We start from the raw sequence: 16,041 nt of genomic DNA on the forward strand, positions 1-16,041 counted from the left end.
AATAATGGGGCGACTGAAGGGAATTGAACCCTCGAATGCCGGAATCACAATCCGGTGCGTTAACCACTTCGCCACAATCGCCATGATTAAATTAAAACAGGGGCAGCAGGAATCGAACCCGCGCTGACGGTTTTGGAGACCGTAGTTCTACCGCTAAACTATGCCCCTAAGTGGTGGGGGGGGGCGGATTCGAACCGCCGAACCCGAGGGAGCGGATTTACAGTCCGCCGCGTTTAGCCACTTCGCTACCCCCCCACATATGGTGGCTTTGGACGGAATCGAACCGCCGACACAAGGATTTTCAGTCCTTTGCTCTACCAACTGAGCTACAAAGCCATATGTAGTCTTGATTTTTTAAGAATAAAAATGGCGGTCTCGACGGGATTCGAACCCGCGATCTCCTGCGTGACAGGCAGGCATGTTAACCCCTACACCACGAGACCGGACATTAATTGCGGGGGCCGGATTTGAACCGACGACCTTCGGGTTATGAGCCCGACGAGCTACCAGACTGCTCCACCCCGCGACGATATAAAATTAAATGGTGACCCGTACGGGATTCGAACCCGTGTTACCGCCGTGAAAGGGCGGTGTCTTAACCGCTTGACCAACGGGCCAGTGTATGTGTCTTCTAAGTAATTTTAAGTGGCGGAGACGGAGGGATTCGAACCCTCGCACCGGTTTCCCAGCCTACTCCCTTAGCAGGGGAGCCCCTTATAGCCTCTTGGGTACGTCTCCAAAATAAAATGGCTCCGCAAGTAGGATTTGAACCTACGACCTACCGGTTAACAGCCGGTTGCTCTACCACTGAGCTATTGCGGAACGTTGCTTGAAATTATCGAAGTAACGATTTATATTGTAACCGCAAACCAGAAACCTGTCAATCACTTTCTTAGAAAAACTTTTATTTCGCATGCCGTCTCTCGGCGACTTCTATAAGATATCACGGTACAAAAAGACCGTCAACACTTTTTCTAAAAAAAATCAGGTAAAATGAAAAACATTTTACCTGATTCGAGTTTCTTCTTATTAACTGTTCGGTTCAAGCATCGTCAAACTAATTCGTCCCCGGTTGACATCGACCTGTTCGATCCATACCGTAACGATATCACCGACCGCCACGACATCTAACGGATGCTTCACGTAGCGATTCGATAATTTCGAAATATGGACGAGTCCATCCTGTTTTACACCAATATCCACGAACGCACCAAAATCAATGACGTTTCGAACGGTCCCTTGGAATTCCATTCCGACTTGAAGGTCTTCAAGACTCATGACATCTGTGCGCAGTAATGGCTTTTGAATATCTTCCCGTGGGTCACGTCCTGGTTTCGCTAACGACTTCAAGATATCCTTGACGGTTGGAAGTCCCGCATCTAATCGCTCACTTAATACATTCGCATCAACTTGTTGTAACCGTTCACGCAATGCAGCTGTTCCGACCTCAGCTTTCGAGGATCCAATTTCTTTTAAGATTGATAGTGCGAGGGAATAACTTTCCGGGTGAATCTCCGTCTGGTCGAGAACATCCTTCCCATTCATGATTCGCAAGAATCCAGCCGCTTGTTCGAATGCCTTCGCCCCAAGTCTTGGCACTTTCTTAATTTCCTTTCTCGTTTCAAAGCGTCCATTTTCTTCACGATATGCCACAATATTTTTGGCAGTCGTTTTGTTCAGTCCAGATACATAAGTCAATAAAGACTCCGAGGCACGGTTCACATCGATTCCGACCATGTTAACCACGCTCTCCACGACGAATTCTAAAGATGCCTTCAGTTTATTCTGACTCACATCATGCTGATATTGCCCGACACCGACCGACTGTGGATCGACTTTGACGAGTTCCGCCATCGCATCCTGGATTCGGCGTGCAATCGAGACGGCTGACCGTTCCTCTACTTTTAAGTCCGGAAATTCACTACGTGCGACTTCCGATGCAGAATAGACACTCGCTCCCGCTTCGTTCACAATCGCGTAAGCAATCTCACGCTCTGCTTTCTTTAACCAATCCGCAACGAATTGTTCGGTCTCCCTTGATGCCGTACCGTTTCCGACGACAATAACGGAAATTGGGTATTTTTTCGCGAGTCTCGTTAACACTTTCTCCGCTCCATCGATATCGTGCTTCGGAGCCGTCGGATAGAAGACACCGACCTCTTCGACTTTTCCGATTTCATTGACGACCGCCCATTTGCATCCTGTCCGATATGCCGGGTCAATCCCCAAGACGACGACCTCGCGAAGAGGCGGTTGCATGTAGAGTTGCTTTAAGTTTTTCGAGAACACATCGATTGCCTGCTCCTCTGCCTTATCGGTCAATTCACCACGAATCTCTCGTTCAATGGCTGGGAAGACAGATCTTTTATAAGCCTCCGTCACGGCCGCTTCGACAACTTCACGCTTCTCTTTTGGAAGTCGCTCATATGTACGAAGCGCTTGATCCATGAAACGCGTCTCGTCAAAAATGACTTTCACTTGAAGAACATCAGTGCGCTCCCCACGGTTCAAGGCGAGTACGCGGTGTGGGACAATCCCCGCAATTTTCTCTTCATATTCATAATACTGCGCAAAGATCTCTTTTTCGTCTTCCGCTTGTTTTTTCTTCTTCGAACGCAACAAGCCTTCTTTGCGTACACGGTCGCGAAGCATCTGTCTTAATTTTGCTTCTTCCCCCCATTCTTCCCCGATGATGGCATGTACGAGCGGAATGGCTTCTTCTAGCGCTAAACCCTTCGAGAGCTCTTCAACCATATCTGTCGAGTAAGGAGACTTGTCTCGGAACCAGTCCGCAAGTGGCTGCAACCCTTTCTCACGTCCTTGTTCCGCTTTCGTCCGCCGTTTCGGACGATATGGTAAGTAGATATCTTCCACTTGCTGAAGGGTTGTCGCTGCCTCTAACGCCTTCGTTAGTTCAGGTGTATTCTTTTCCAGCTCTTCTAACTTAGCAAGAACATCCGTTTTCCGTTTTTGCAGACTTTCTTCATATTGAAGGGCGTCCAAGATTGCTTTGATTTCGACTTCATCCAGGTTCCCCGTCATTTCTTTCCGGTAACGGGCCATGAACGGAATCGTCGCCCCTTCAGATGCGAGCTGTTGAACCGTTTCTACTTGGTTCACTTTCAAGTTTAACGCCTTAGCCACTTTCGTAATCACTTGAATCACTTCCTTTTATGATCTCTTCCAAAGTGTAGCAAACATTCAAACAAAAAAGCGATGACTCGATTAGTCATCGCTTGAGAATACTTCATTGAGTGGGACTTTGATGGCTTCACGCAGTTTTTCGAGTGCTCGCCGTTGCAAACGGGAGACATGCATCTGCGAGATCCCAAGAAGTTCTCCAGTCTCTTTTTGACTCATATTCTTATAGTAGGCGCATTCTAAGATGGCGCGTTCCCGTTCATTTAGGACGTTGAACGCTTTCTCTAGAATGAGACGTTGGTCGACCGATTCATATCCACGCTCTTGGCTACCGACCAAGTCGAGCAACGTGACCGTACTGCCTTCGTTATCCGCTTCGATTGAACTATCGACCGATAGCGCTTGATAACTCTTGCCCATCTCAAGCGTTTCAAGAATTTCTTCGTCTGATACGCCAAGATGATCGGCAATCTCATCGATTCGCGGAGAACGTTGCAATTCAGTCGTCAACTCTTCGACCGTCTTCTTAATTTTCGGTCCGAGCTCTTTAATCCGACGTGGAACATGGACACTCCATGTTTTATCGCGGATGAATCGCTTGATTTCACCGATGATGGTTGGGACGGCAAACGATTCGAAGCTACGACCGAATTCTGGGTCAAATCGACGAAGTGCCGCCAATAACCCAATCATCCCAACTTGCACGAGATCATCGTGAATCGCTCGTCCACGCGAAAACTTACGGGCGAGTGCTTCAACGAGGTCCGAATAGCGATTGATGAGTAGCATTTGCACTTCTTCGTTTTGATCGTCTTGTTGGTAGCGTTCAATCCACTCTAGTACCTCGTCATCACTGTGATGGCGTTGTTGAGATTTTGCTGGCACTCTGATCCACCTCGTCCCTGTTAAGGAGTTTTGTCATCGTCACTTTGACACCGTTGTCTTTATTGATCGAGACATCGTCCATTAACGCTTCGATAAGGAAGAGACCAAGTCCTCCTTCGTGGAGCGATTCAATTTCTGTCGTCTCTTCGACCGGAGCCGCTTGACGCTTCACATCATCTGCGAACGTCTTGCCTGAATCTTCAATCGTGATTTCAAGACGATCTGCATATACGCCACAAGCGAGTTTGACCTCTCCATCTTGATGCTCTTCATATGCATGCTGGACTGCGTTGCCGCATGCTTCCGAGACCGCGATTTTAATATCTTCGATCTCGTCGTACGTATATCCCATACGGTTAGCGATTCCTGAAACGACTAATCGAACCACACCGACATATTCGGGTTTGGCCGGGAACGTCATGACCGTCTGTTCAACATTGTTCATTGCGTGCCACCTCTTACGTTCGAATTAATTGAAAGAAGTTTGTGAAGACCCGTCAATTCGAATAGACGATTGACTCGCTCCGTAACCCCGACAAGTGACAACTCTTTTTCGTTACGCGTGGCAATTTTCAACGCCCCGACGAACACACCGAGACCTGTCGAGTCCATATACTCCACTTCGTCTAAATGAACGACCACATCTTGCTCACTGATGGCCGGATGCAATACTTCTTTCAATTTTGGTGCAGTATATGTATCCACTTCTCCGGATACGTAAAGGTGTAATTGTTCTCCAATGACTTGCTCACGAATCGATAAATCCATCGTCTATTCCCTCCTAAATGTCCGTACAGATAAATTGAGTACGATTTACTTTAATTCCCCACTATCAAAATCTTAAACCACTTTTTTTAAAAATGTTTAAAAAAAGACCGATACCTATGTACCAGTCTTGATCTATGTAAGGCTAGAGAGGGATCAATCCCATACTAATCTCTAGCGCTCGGTCAACTTTATGCATCGTCTCATCATCAAGATGAGTGACTTTATCCGTCAGACGACGCTTATCAATCGTTCGAATCTGCTCAAGTAAAATCACAGAGTCTCTCTCGAGTCCATGCTTCTCTTGATATACTTCCACATGAGTCGGCAGTTTTGCTTTTTGAATCTGAGCTGTAATCGCAGCGACAATGACGGTCGGGCTAAAGCGATTGCCGATGTCGTTCTGTACGATGAGAACGGGTCGAACGCCACCTTGCTCTGAGCCGACTACGGGCGACAGATTCGCATAAAATACGTCACCACGCTTTACGATCACTCTGCTCACACCCCACTTACTTGACGTAAGAGAGCGTGTTCGGCTTCGGCTTCAATCGTTAGCATCTCTTCTGCCATATTCAAGTTAAACGCGGCCATCTCTTGATAGCCTTTCGCCAATTCTTCACGCAGTGTTTGTTGTCGATCAGCAATTTCTTTAGACAGGTATGTCACTACATCGTTCAAGGACAGTGTTTCACGGTCTTTCATCGAAATCGGACCCCCTTGTTGCGAGAACCGATCTGGGACGGACGCTAGCGCACCCGCAGTTCGCTGCTTCAACATCTTACACCTCCAGAATCGTTTCATGGACTGGCGGAACATCTCCCGCGTTCTTTATCAATATAACACGCGGGAATGGGAAAATATAGAGAAATCGAGAAAGAATTCAGATAATTTCACACGATTTGTGATTCACACATAGTGACGCGGTAATCGACTCGTGAACTGGCAAACGATCTCATAGTTAATCGTCCCCAAATATGACGCAAGTTCATCAATGGTGACGTTTCCACCGACAAGTGTCACATCCATACCGACCGGAAACTCTTTTGGAAGTCGGATCATGAAGCGATCCATGCAGACACGTCCCACAATCGGACAACGAACACCATTTACTTCAACTTCAAATCCGCTCGCCTTCCGTAACCAGCCGTCCGCATATCCGACTGGGACGGTACCAATCCATTCATCGGTCGATGTCGTATAGGTCGCTCCGTAACTGATCGTTTGACCTGCCTCGAGACGCTTCACCTGCATCAGCTGGCTCTTCAACGTAAAGGCCGGGCGGAGGAACGAATAGAATGTTTCCATCTCATGTGACGGATATAAACCATAGATTGCAATCCCGACACGGACCAGATTATAAGGAACATCTTGTCCTGCCATTCGGATGGCCCCTGCTGAATTGGACGTATGAATATAGCGGAACCGCTCATGTAAACCATCCATCAAGCGTTCGAAACGTTCTTGTTGTGTGTAGTACAAGTCGCTATCAAGTTCATCCGCTGTCGCAAAGTGGGTGTAGATGCCTTCAATGACAAATGAATCGTTCGCTTCTTCAAGCAACGCATCAAGCTGCTCTCGCGTACGAAGACCAAGACGTCCCATTCCTGTGTCGACTTTAATATGAACCGTCAACGGTTTTTCTTCTATATAAGCAGCAGCTTCTTTTAACCATTCGGCAGAAAAAACGGACAACGTGACGTCTCGTTCTGCTGCAATCCCTGCATATTGGGGAAATTGCGCTTCCATGACTAAAATCGGTGCCTCGATCCCTGCATCCCGAAGTTCGATTGCTTCTTCTAATAAAGCGACCCCAAGCATCGTCGCTCCATTCTGAAGGGCAATATTCGCTACTTCAACAGCCCCATGACCGTAGGCATTCGCTTTGACGACCGCCATGATGTCTTGCGGGATACGTTGTATTAACTCTTGTATGTTATGGGCGATGGTCGCCCGATCAATCTCGATTCGACTAGGACGAAACATGTTGCCCCTCCTCTTCTAAGATGACTTGTGCGACGGCATATGCACTGCTGTGACTGATGCTGACATGAATTCGTCCCGAAAACGGCGCAGTCATGACAGGTCGACCTGTCTCATCTGGTAAAATTTCAATATGGCGCCACGATAGACCGTGCGCGATTCCGGTGCCGATTGCCTTGGCATAAGCTTCTTTTGCGGCAAACCGACCCGAAACAAACTCGATTTGACGCGGCAGTGGGTATTGTTGAACAAGCTCATACTCTGCATCGGTGAGCAGGCGCTTTAAAAAACGCGGTTGTTTCATCGAGCGAGCCATCCGATCAAGCTCGACGATATCGACTCCGATTCCTACAATCACAGGACACTCGCTCCTTTCCTTTTTTCCCCGTTTCCCTATACAATTGGAGAAAGAGGTGATGTTATGTTTAGTCGTACGGAAAATGTACAAACGTTTGTACGGGCATATCCACTCGTAACGCTGTTCATTGTAATCCAACTCCTTGTGTTTGTCATCGATTCTTTCGCTCCTGGTTTACGAATCGTGTCAACAGGCGGGTCGTTTCATTTGGCACTCGCCGATGGGCAATGGTATCGCTTGGTGACGGCCAACTTTATTCATTTAAGTCTCGGCCACTTACTATTTAATTCGTTTGCGCTGATCATCTTCGGACCAGCGATGGAACGCATGGTCGGGCATGTGAAGTTTGCCCTATTTTATGTATTCGCCGGAGCACTTGCCAACTTGTTCACCTACTTCACCGTCAGTAATTTGTTTTATCTACAAGCTGGTGCGTCAGGTGCCATCTTGGCCATTCTCGGATTCTATGTGTTCATCGGTCGCTTCCGTCGCACGTTGATGCTTAGCCAAGATGCCCGCTTGGTCTATATCTTCGTCGCCATCAGTGCCGTCTTTACACTCATCGGTTCGAACGTTTCGCTTTGGGGCCACGTGTATGGCTTTTTGGCAGGATTTTTACTTGCCATTCCACTCTCCCGGTATGCCGTTCCGTATACACGCCCAATGCGCTACGGGAAGTATAAGCAACGTTCGTACGCGCCCCCAATTATTCATTCCGGGGACGGAAAATGGTTCTTCTACATCATCATCGGACTGGCAGTTTTCGGTTTATTGGCACAGTTCCTATAACAAAAGGGTGACACACGGCGTGTCACCCTTTGTCGTTACGTCAATAATGTCAGCATCAAAGCCTTCTGTGCGTGTAAGCGATTCTCGGCTTGATTGAACACCCATGACTGTGGTCCATCAATCACATCAGCCGTCACTTCTTCCCCGCGATGCGCCGGTAAACAATGAAGGAAAATTGCATCTGTTTTCGCAAGTGCCATCAAGTGACCGTTCACTTGGAATCCTTCGAATTTCAACAGTCGTTCATCGGCTTCCTGTTCTTGTCCCATACTCGCAAAGACGTCCGTGTAGACAACATCCGCCTCGTTCACAGCAAGCGTCGGATCATCAAACAACGTAATACTGCCCCCAGTCGTCTGAGCCAACTTCTGTGCATTCTCATAAATCGCCTGATCGACAGTGTATCCGCTCGGCGACGCGATGCGGATATGCATCCCACTCAGCGCACCGCCGATCATGAGCGAATGTGCCATGTTGTTCCCATCTCCGATATACGTCAACACTTTCCCCGAACGACTGCCGAAATGTTCTTCAATCGTCAATAAATCTGCGAGCACTTGGCAGGGGTGATGCAAGTCTGTCAATCCGTTCATAATCGGAATCGATCCGTGTTGCGCCAACGTCTCGACTGTTTCATGGGCAAACGTCCGAATCATCAATGCGTCCACATACCGACTCATCACTTGAATCGTGTCCGTCAACGGTTCCCCGCGTCCGATTTGCAAATCTTGACCACTGAGGAAGAGCGGGTATCCGCCTAGTTCGACGACACCCACTTCAAATGACATGCGCGTACGCGTCGATGCCTTCTCAAACAATAACGCAACTTTCTTACCTGTCAGTGCGGTCGCAAAAGATTGGGGCGACTGTTTGACGTCGCGTGCCAACTGAAGCAACGCATCGAGCGTCCCCGGTGTCAGTTCTTCCATCGTCAAAAAGTGTTGCATCGTCTTTACTGTCATTTAGCTACTTCCTCTCTCATTTGAATGGACTGTAAGGATTGAACCGGATTGTCGGTCAGTGACTGACTCATTTGATAATACTGAGCCAACTGTCGTGACGAGATGATATGCACACCATTTCGGACGGCGATTTCACGTGCTTCCCGCTCGTCGGTCGCGTCCGAGAATAGTATGGCGACTTGTTGGAAATCCGTGACGTTTGCAAGTGGTGTATCCCCGAACTGTTCAAACCCTTTCCCACATGCACTCTGCGGACGGTTCATCACCCGTGTCGTTAACGCATCATACGTAAACCGTTCTGACACATACGGGTGTGAACTGAACTGGAGTGTCTCACCTGTCGAACGCATCACTGGACCTGTCATCGGGTCGACGCCCGGCAATTTGACGTTCGAGAAAATCGGTGTCTTCACCGCATAGTTCGTCAATGTGCAAGGACTTGTCGGAACGTGATCGGCTAACGGCAAGCCGTAAGCCGCATATGTCGCCCATTCGATTAACGGTTCGCCCGTCACTTTACTGACAATCGGTACGGTCCGAGATGCACGCGGATTGATTTCAAGGACATAGATTGTTTCTTCCTTCAACACAAACTGAATGTTCAAGGCTCCCTTATAATCGAGTGCCCGTCCGATTCGTTTGGCGATCGATTCGACTTTCCCTTGAATCGATTCACTCGTCTCGACAGGCGGCAAAACCATCGTCGAGTCTCCCGAATGGACACCCGCCGCTTCGATTTGTTCGAGGATAACTGGCACATACACCGTTTCCCCGTCTGTCACACAATCCACTTCGAGCTCACGTCCCGCTACATATTGATCGACAAGGATTGGATAGGCAAGACTCGGTAACGCCTCTGCTAACTGTTCCTCTGAACGAATGAGCAGCATCCCTTTCCCGCCGATCACGTAAGACGGGCGAAGGATACATGGATAGCCAAGTTGTTGTACCGCCTCATTCAATTCTATTTGGGAAGACACCTCTTCTCCCGGGATGTGTTCGACTTCAATCGAATCAAGGAACTGATAGAAACGTTCCCGATCTTCCATTTGATCGATGGTTTGTGCAGACGCACCGAGCAAGTGATACCCCGCCGCTTCTAATTCATGGGCGAGCGAAATCCCCGTCTGTCCTCCGAACTGAATCAACACATCGTGACATCCTTCCGCTTCTAGCACATGCATGACATCCTCACTCGTCAATGGTTCCACATATAGTTTGTCCGCAATCGAGAAGTCGGTCGATACGGTTTCCGGGTTGTTGTTGATCATAATCGTTTCCACACCGAGCTTTTGAAGCGCCCATACCGCGTGAACTGAACTGTAGTCGAACTCAATGCCTTGCCCGATTCGAATCGGTCCTGCACCGATGATGGCAACTTTCGTCTTGTCACTCGGTTTTACTTCAGTCGTCCCGTGCCATGAGCCATAAAAATATGGCGTCTGGCTTTCAAACTCGGCCGCACACGTGTCAATCATTTGGTATATCGGGTGAATCGAAGCCGCTTCCCGAAGCGCCTTGACGTCCGCGACGTGTACATTCATAATCTCGGCAACCTGCGTGTCCGTGAATCCGAGTCGCTTCGCCTGTAACAGCTGACTCGGTTCCATCAAATCTTGCTTCGTCATGTGGATGATCCGCTTCAACATCTGAATGAAATGTGGGGTGATGCCCGTGATTCGCTGTAACGCGTCACCAGACACGAGTTCACGGTCGAGTAAGGCAAGACAAGCATGCAGACGACGATCGGTCGGTGCCTCGACTTCGTTCATCAATCCTTCGACGGTAGCATTCTGCATCCATTTCGGATAAAGCGGTGCCTGTTCAATCCCGGCGCCACGCCATGCTTTCTGCAATGCCTCTTCTAACGTTTTCCCCATTGCCATACTCTCTCCGGTCGCTTTCATTTGTGGACCGAGCGCACGGTCTGTCTCGGCGAACAAATCGAATGGGAAGCAGGGCACTTTCGCCGTAACGTAATCGAGTGCCGGTTCAAAACTTGCCATCGTATTGGTTGTGACCGGATTGATGCAACGGTCTAACGGTTCCCCAAGAGCGAGACGTGTCGCAATCTTCGCAATCGGATATCCGGTCGCTTTTGACGCGAGCGCTGAGCTCCGCGAGACACGAGGATTCACTTCGATCACGTAGTACTCTGACTTCGTCGGATGAACGGCGAACTGAATGTTACAGCCACCAATCACACCTAATTCGGATACGATTCGAAACGAAGCACTCCGCAACGTTTGATGCATCTGATCCGATAGCGTTTGTGCCGGTGCGAATACGACGGAGTCCCCCGTATGCACACCGACCGGGTCAATGTTTTCCATGTTGCAGACGATAATGCACGTTCCGAACGCATCGCGCATCACTTCATATTCAAACTCTTTATAGCCGGCGATACTCTTCTCGACTAAACATTGTGAAATCGGACTCGCTTCAAGACCACGACGCGCCATCGTATATGCTTCTTCTTCCGTCGTCGCGATGCCGCCACCTGTTCCACCGAGCGTAAAAGCTGGTCGAACGATGAGTGGGACACCCGTCGTCTTGATGAAAGCTGTCAATTCTTCAATCGACTCAATCGTCGTCGACGTCGGAATCGGTTCATGTAACAGCTCCATCTTTTGTTTGAATCGTTCACGGTCTTCTCCATCACGAATCGTTTCAAGTGACGTCCCGAGTAGTTCGACTTCATATTGCGCCAATACTCCGGCTTCCTCGAGATCGAGCGCCAAGTTCAATGCCGTCTGTCCACCGACTGTCGCGAGTACATGAGTCGGACGTTCTTTCTCGATGATCGCGGTCGCTTTTTGTACGGTCATTGCTTCGATATATGTCGCATCTGCCATCCCAGGGTCCGTCATGATCGTCGCAGGATTGGAGTTCAATAAGACAACTTCACAACCGGCTTCACGAAGCGCTTGGCACGCTTGCGTTCCGGAATAATCAAACTCTGCGGCCTGCCCGATCACGATTGGTCCTGAACCAATGACGAGTACTTTTTTATGCATACACGTTCACTCCTTGCTGAATCATTTCATCGAAACGGTCGAATACGGATTGCGCATCAGTTGGTCCCGGACTCGCTTCTGGATGGAACTGCGTCGTGAACAGGCGCCCATTCGGATGAACGAGCCCTTCAACCGAATGATCATTCACGTTCTCATAGAGCAGTTCGAGCGGGCTTTGTTCGATACTCATACGCTCGACCACATAGCCGTGGTTTTGTGACGTCATCCACACTTCGTTCGTCTTAACGTTTCGAACCGGATGATTCGAGCCCCGATGACCATATGTTTGTTTCTCAATTTTGCAACCGAACGCAAGGGCGAGTAGCTGATGCCCCATGCAAATCCCGAGTGTCGGATACGATAATGCCAATTCGCGAATGACTTCAATCCGTCCAAGATGGTCTCGCGGGTCCCCAGGGCCATTCGATACTAAAATCGCATCTGGTCGTAACGACGTAATGACATCTTTCGCCGTATCATATGGAACAGTCGTCACGCGATAACCACGCTTCACGATTTCTCCAACCATTGATGCCTTCACTCCGAAGTCGAGACAGACGACATGTCCTTTCTCACCATTGCCTTCTAGAACCTGAGAAGTCGTCGTGACACGCTCTGTCAGATGATTGACAGGTTGAGTATCAATGTTCACATCTAGGTTTGATGACATGACTCCGAATTGATCCCCTTCTTCGCGTAACACATGGACGAGGGCACGTACATCGACTTGTGAAAGTACCGGAATCCCTTCCTTTTCAAACCACTCCTTCAATGCAGGGCGATCCCCGTGGTCTGCCAGAGTCTGAACGAGGACGCCAGCCGCTTGAATGCGAGCACTTTCGTTCCCGTCTGATTCCAGTCCATATTGTCCGATCAGCGGGTAAGTGAACGCGATGATTTGTCCTGCGTATGACGGATCGGTCAACACTTCTTGATAGCCCGTCATCCCGGTGAAGAACACGACTTCGCCACTTGCGTGTCGTGCACTCGTCTCCCAAGTTCCTGTAAATTGCATCCCGTTCAATAGGCTGATGCTTCCGTTCATACGACGCCCTCCTTCTGTAAAATGTGTTCAAGTTTCGTCAATGCCTCGTCGATTTCGGATTTCGTGACTAGGAGTGAGGGGAGGAAACGAATGACCTGGGGACCCGCCATCACGACCAATAACCCTGCCTCTGCCAATTGCGTGACCCACTCGGCTACCGGCTCTGTCGAAACCAGTCCAATCATCAATCCAAGTCCTCTCACTTCTACGAAGCGTTCTCCGTCCACGAATCGGGTGAGTCCTTCCTTCAAGTAATCCCCCATGTCTTTGACATGTTGAAGGGACGTTTGTGTGAAGAGAACATCTAGCGTCGCTTCTGCCGCTGCCATCGCCAACGGATTTCCACCGAAAGTCGAACCGTGACTCCCGGGTCCAAAGATCGCCGTCGCTTCTTCGGTCGTCAACATCGCCCCGACCGGGATCCCACTCCCTAACCCTTTCGCCAACGTGACAATATGAGGTTGAAGCGGTGTTTGTTCGAAGGCGAAACGTGTTCCGGTACGAGCGATGCCAGTCTGCACTTCATCGACGACGATTTTCACGTCATACTTATCTGTCATTTCTTGCAATGCCTGTAACCACGATTGATCCGCCACGACGACACCACCTTCGCCCTGCACGATCTCGAGCCAAACAGCGGAAGTTTCTTCATCGATTAAGTCTAGTGCATTCATATCGTTGAATGGCGCATGAATGAAATCGTCCACCATCGGTCCAAATCCTTGTTTCACTTTATCTTGCCCAGTCGCCCCGAGCATCGCGAACGTGCGTCCATGGAACGACTGAGTGAAGGTGATGATTTTCGTCTTCTTCGTCCACTTGCGTACCAACTTGAAGGCCGCCTCATTCGCTTCTGTTCCGCTGTTACAAAAGAAGGCTTGCGTGAGATGTGTTCCTTCCATCAATTTCTCTGCAACCTGCTGCTGACCGGATATCACATATAAGTTTGATGTATGCCACACCTGATTCAATTGCTCTTCAATCTTTTGCTGCACGTATGGATGACGATGTCCTGTCCCACACACGGCAATCCCCATCACAAAGTCTAAGTACGTGTTTCCTGATACATCCGTCACGTACGATCCGCTCGCTTTCGCGATCTCAATCGTTCGTGGTCCGTATGTCGGTAAAAGCGAATTCATAGTTCCCCTCCCATAATCTTGTCCCTTCCAGTGTTGCGTCACTGCCATCTCGGATACGGGCACTTTTGACCCCACCTGCCACTGCTGCTAGTAATGCCTCTACTTTCGGTACCATCCCGCCATAGATTTCTCCATTCGCCATCGCTTCTTGCACGTCACGCTCATGTAGCATTGGTTGGAATTCACCATGAATACGAATGCCATTTACATCTGTCAGAAGTTCGAATTCGTCCGCTTGTAACGAAACAGCAAGTGCCACCGCACAATCATCGCCGTTACAGTTCAGCGGTCCGTCCGCGCTCGCAATCACCGATGTCACGACCGGCACATGACCAGAATCCATTAATTGTTCGAATACGTCATTTCGAATCGCTACCACCTCACCAACTTTCCCGAGGCCGGTGAGTCGGTGACCAACAATCGCATTCCCGTCGACACCTGATAAGCCAAACGCATCGATGTCATGTTGTGTCAGCGTCGACACGACATCTGTCTGCATTTCCCCGGCCAATACTCGCCAAGCCCCAATCAATACTTCGTCTGTCGTCACGCGACGTCCGTCTAAAAAGAACGGTTCAATCTGTTGAGACGTGCAGTACGCCGATAGTTTTGGTCCACCCCCGTGAACGATGAGCAGTTCATTACCCGCTTCAATCCAGTCACGCCACTCCTCAAAGTACTCAGGTGCAATCGAGTCCCAAACGCTACCGCCCAGTTTGATGACTTTCCGCTTCTTCATGTCCGATAACTCGCATTGATTTTGACGTAGTCATATGTCAAGTCACACCCGTATGCCTGACCGTTTCCTTCCCCGTCATTCAAGTCGACCGTGATGGTGACGACATCCCGACTCATCTCTTCTGTCGCATACGTCTCATCGAACCAGACAGGGGTACTGTTCTGAAGGACGAGTTGACTACCGATGTGAAGATCGATTGCTCCGACGTTCACCGGGAACGGAACGGCACCGATGGCGGCAATAATTCTTCCCCAGTTGGCATCTTGACCGTACACCGCTGTCTTCACAAGGGAAGATCCGACGATTTGCTTAGCGATTGTTCTAGCCTCTTGGTCGGATATGGCTCCACTGACATTGACTTCAATGAGTTTTGTCGCACCTTCCCCATCTTTCGCAATCGCTTTGGCAAGGTCTAGACACACCTCTGTCAACGCCTGTTGGAACGCCTCATGTACTGAAGTTCCCTCTTTGATTTCCTCCATTTCGAGTGCTCCGCTCGCCATGACGAGTACCATATCGTTCGTCGAACTATCCCCGTCTACCGTAATGTTGTTGAACGAGGCGTCGACACTTTTCTTTAACGTTTGTTGCAAAAGCTCTGGTGAGATGACGGCATCCGTCGTGACGAATCCGAGCATCGTCGCCATGTTTGGATGAATCATCCCCGATCCTTTGGCGACCCCCGCGATGGTCACGGTCACTTCTCCCTCTTCGTACTGGACGCTCGTCTGTTTCGTCCCGGTATCAGTCGTCAAAATGGCTTCAGCGAATGCTTGTCCACCTTCCCACGCGTCTGTCGGTTGCAGATGACCGATTCCATTAACGAGTGGTGTCATCGGAAGCGGCTGACCGATGACACCTGTTGAAGCGACCGCCACCTCTTCTGGTTTCACTCCTAGTTGTGTCGCTGTCACGTCACGCATCGTATAGGCGTCTGTCAATCCTTGTTCTCCTGTACACGCGTTCGCATTACCACTATTGATCAATACTGCCCGAAGGTACCCATTTGATTCGGCCAGTGATGCTTTCGTCACTTGAATCGGTGCCGCTTGAAAGTGATTTGTCGTATAGACCGCTGCCGCACTCGCTGGTCGTTCACAAACGAGTAACGCCAAGTCTTTACGTTTTCGCTTTAGTCCCGCATGGATGCCACACGCTTGAAATCCTTTCGGTGATACGATGCCCGGCTTTTTCGTCGCCATGATGTCGATCATG

15 protein-coding genes and 9 tRNA genes are annotated in these 16,041 nt (G+C 49.4%); 1 reads left to right on the forward strand and 23 read right to left on the reverse strand.

Features of this window, described 5'->3' with window-relative positions:
- Nucleotides 1-5: 5 nt before the first annotated feature.
- The 17 genes from PQI28_RS03330 to acpS form a co-directional block, all read right to left on the reverse strand.
- Nucleotides 6-81 (reverse strand) — tRNA-His (locus PQI28_RS03330).
- A 16-nt stretch (nt 82-97) separates the two neighbouring features.
- Nucleotides 98-168 (reverse strand) — tRNA-Trp (locus PQI28_RS03335).
- Between the two features lie 3 nt (nt 169-171).
- Nucleotides 172-255, reverse strand: a tRNA-Tyr gene (locus tag PQI28_RS03340).
- 5 nt (nt 256-260) lie between these two features.
- A tRNA-Phe gene (locus PQI28_RS03345) sits at nt 261-336 on the reverse strand.
- A gap of 31 nt (nt 337-367) precedes the next feature.
- Nucleotides 368-443 (reverse strand) — tRNA-Asp (locus tag PQI28_RS03350).
- A 9-nt stretch (nt 444-452) separates the two neighbouring features.
- Nucleotides 453-526 (reverse strand) — tRNA-Met (locus tag PQI28_RS03355).
- Nucleotides 527-542: 16 nt separating this feature from the next.
- Nucleotides 543-617 (reverse strand) — tRNA-Glu (locus PQI28_RS03360).
- 29 nt (nt 618-646) lie between these two features.
- Nucleotides 647-738, reverse strand: a tRNA-Ser gene (locus tag PQI28_RS03365).
- Between the two features lie 9 nt (nt 739-747).
- Nucleotides 748-822 (reverse strand) — tRNA-Asn (locus PQI28_RS03370).
- A gap of 207 nt (nt 823-1,029) precedes the next feature.
- A complete protein-coding gene (locus tag PQI28_RS03375) occupies nt 1,030-3,156 on the reverse strand; it encodes a Tex family protein (protein WP_339962530.1) in 2,127 nt (708 codons plus the stop codon).
- Between the two features lie 69 nt (nt 3,157-3,225).
- Entirely contained in the window at nt 3,226-4,026 is an 801-nt protein-coding gene (sigB, locus tag PQI28_RS03380) for an RNA polymerase sigma factor SigB (protein WP_015880560.1), read from the reverse strand.
- Nucleotides 3,992-4,471 carry an anti-sigma B factor RsbW gene (rsbW, locus tag PQI28_RS03385; protein WP_214785646.1) on the reverse strand — a complete coding sequence of 160 codons (480 nt, stop codon included), beginning with the start codon at nt 4,469-4,471 and terminating at the stop codon, nt 3,992-3,994. The genes sigB and rsbW overlap by 35 nt, the downstream gene beginning before the upstream one ends.
- Nucleotides 4,468-4,794 (reverse strand): STAS domain-containing protein, encoded by a 327-nt coding sequence (locus tag PQI28_RS03390; protein WP_214696023.1) that lies wholly within the window; start codon nt 4,792-4,794, stop codon nt 4,468-4,470. The genes rsbW and PQI28_RS03390 overlap by 4 nt, the downstream gene beginning before the upstream one ends.
- A 142-nt stretch (nt 4,795-4,936) precedes the next feature.
- Entirely contained in the window at nt 4,937-5,287 is a 351-nt protein-coding gene (locus tag PQI28_RS03395; protein ID WP_026824472.1) for a type II toxin-antitoxin system PemK/MazF family toxin, read from the reverse strand.
- A 5-nt stretch (nt 5,288-5,292) separates the two neighbouring features.
- On the reverse strand, nt 5,293-5,571 hold the full coding sequence (locus PQI28_RS03400) for a hypothetical protein (RefSeq protein ID WP_026824473.1): 279 nt from the start codon (nt 5,569-5,571) through the stop codon (nt 5,293-5,295).
- 129 nt (nt 5,572-5,700) lie between these two features.
- A complete protein-coding gene (alr, locus tag PQI28_RS03405; RefSeq protein WP_339962531.1) occupies nt 5,701-6,777 on the reverse strand; it encodes an alanine racemase in 1,077 nt (358 codons plus the stop codon).
- Nucleotides 6,764-7,132 carry a holo-ACP synthase gene (gene acpS, locus PQI28_RS03410; RefSeq protein WP_214696019.1) on the reverse strand — a complete coding sequence of 123 codons (369 nt, stop codon included), beginning with the start codon at nt 7,130-7,132 and terminating at the stop codon, nt 6,764-6,766. Before acpS ends, alr begins: the two co-directional genes overlap by 14 nt.
- Before the next feature lie 63 nt (nt 7,133-7,195).
- On the opposite strand from acpS, the gene PQI28_RS03415 reads away from it, so the two are divergent.
- On the forward strand, nt 7,196-7,921 hold the full coding sequence (locus PQI28_RS03415) for a rhomboid family intramembrane serine protease (protein ID WP_214785643.1): 726 nt from the start codon (nt 7,196-7,198) through the stop codon (nt 7,919-7,921).
- Nucleotides 7,922-7,956: 35 nt separating this feature from the next.
- Here the strand turns inward: PQI28_RS03415 and argF are convergent, their stop codons facing one another.
- Genes argF through argJ form a run of 6 tightly spaced genes read right to left on the reverse strand, consistent with a single transcriptional unit; the run spans nt 7,957 to nt 16,040 of the window.
- Nucleotides 7,957-8,883 carry an ornithine carbamoyltransferase gene (argF, locus tag PQI28_RS03420; protein WP_339962533.1) on the reverse strand — a complete coding sequence of 309 codons (927 nt, stop codon included), beginning with the start codon at nt 8,881-8,883 and terminating at the stop codon, nt 7,957-7,959.
- Entirely contained in the window at nt 8,880-11,900 is a 3,021-nt protein-coding gene (gene carB, locus PQI28_RS03425) for a carbamoyl-phosphate synthase (glutamine-hydrolyzing) large subunit (RefSeq protein WP_339962534.1), read from the reverse strand. Before carB ends, argF begins: the two co-directional genes overlap by 4 nt.
- Nucleotides 11,893-12,945: a carbamoyl phosphate synthase small subunit gene (locus PQI28_RS03430; RefSeq protein ID WP_339962535.1), complete on the reverse strand. Its 1,053-nt coding sequence runs from the start codon at nt 12,943-12,945 to the stop codon at nt 11,893-11,895. The genes carB and PQI28_RS03430 overlap by 8 nt, the downstream gene beginning before the upstream one ends.
- Nucleotides 12,942-14,087, reverse strand: a complete 1,146-nt coding sequence (locus PQI28_RS03435; protein ID WP_339962536.1) for an acetylornithine transaminase — start codon at nt 14,085-14,087, stop codon at nt 12,942-12,944. The genes PQI28_RS03430 and PQI28_RS03435 overlap by 4 nt, the downstream gene beginning before the upstream one ends.
- Nucleotides 14,047-14,826, reverse strand: a complete 780-nt coding sequence (gene argB / locus PQI28_RS03440; RefSeq protein WP_214785638.1) for an acetylglutamate kinase — start codon at nt 14,824-14,826, stop codon at nt 14,047-14,049. The genes PQI28_RS03435 and argB overlap by 41 nt, the downstream gene beginning before the upstream one ends.
- Nucleotides 14,823-16,040, reverse strand: coding sequence for a bifunctional glutamate N-acetyltransferase/amino-acid acetyltransferase ArgJ (gene argJ / locus PQI28_RS03445; RefSeq protein WP_339962537.1), 1,218 nt, complete (start codon nt 16,038-16,040; stop codon nt 14,823-14,825). The genes argB and argJ overlap by 4 nt, the downstream gene beginning before the upstream one ends.
- Between the last annotated feature and the right edge of the window lies 1 nt (nt 16,041).

This window comes from Exiguobacterium sp. USCH10 (genome assembly GCF_037619445.1).
GTDB classification, from domain to species: Bacteria; Bacillota; Bacilli; order Exiguobacteriales; family Exiguobacteriaceae; genus Exiguobacterium; species Exiguobacterium aestuarii_A.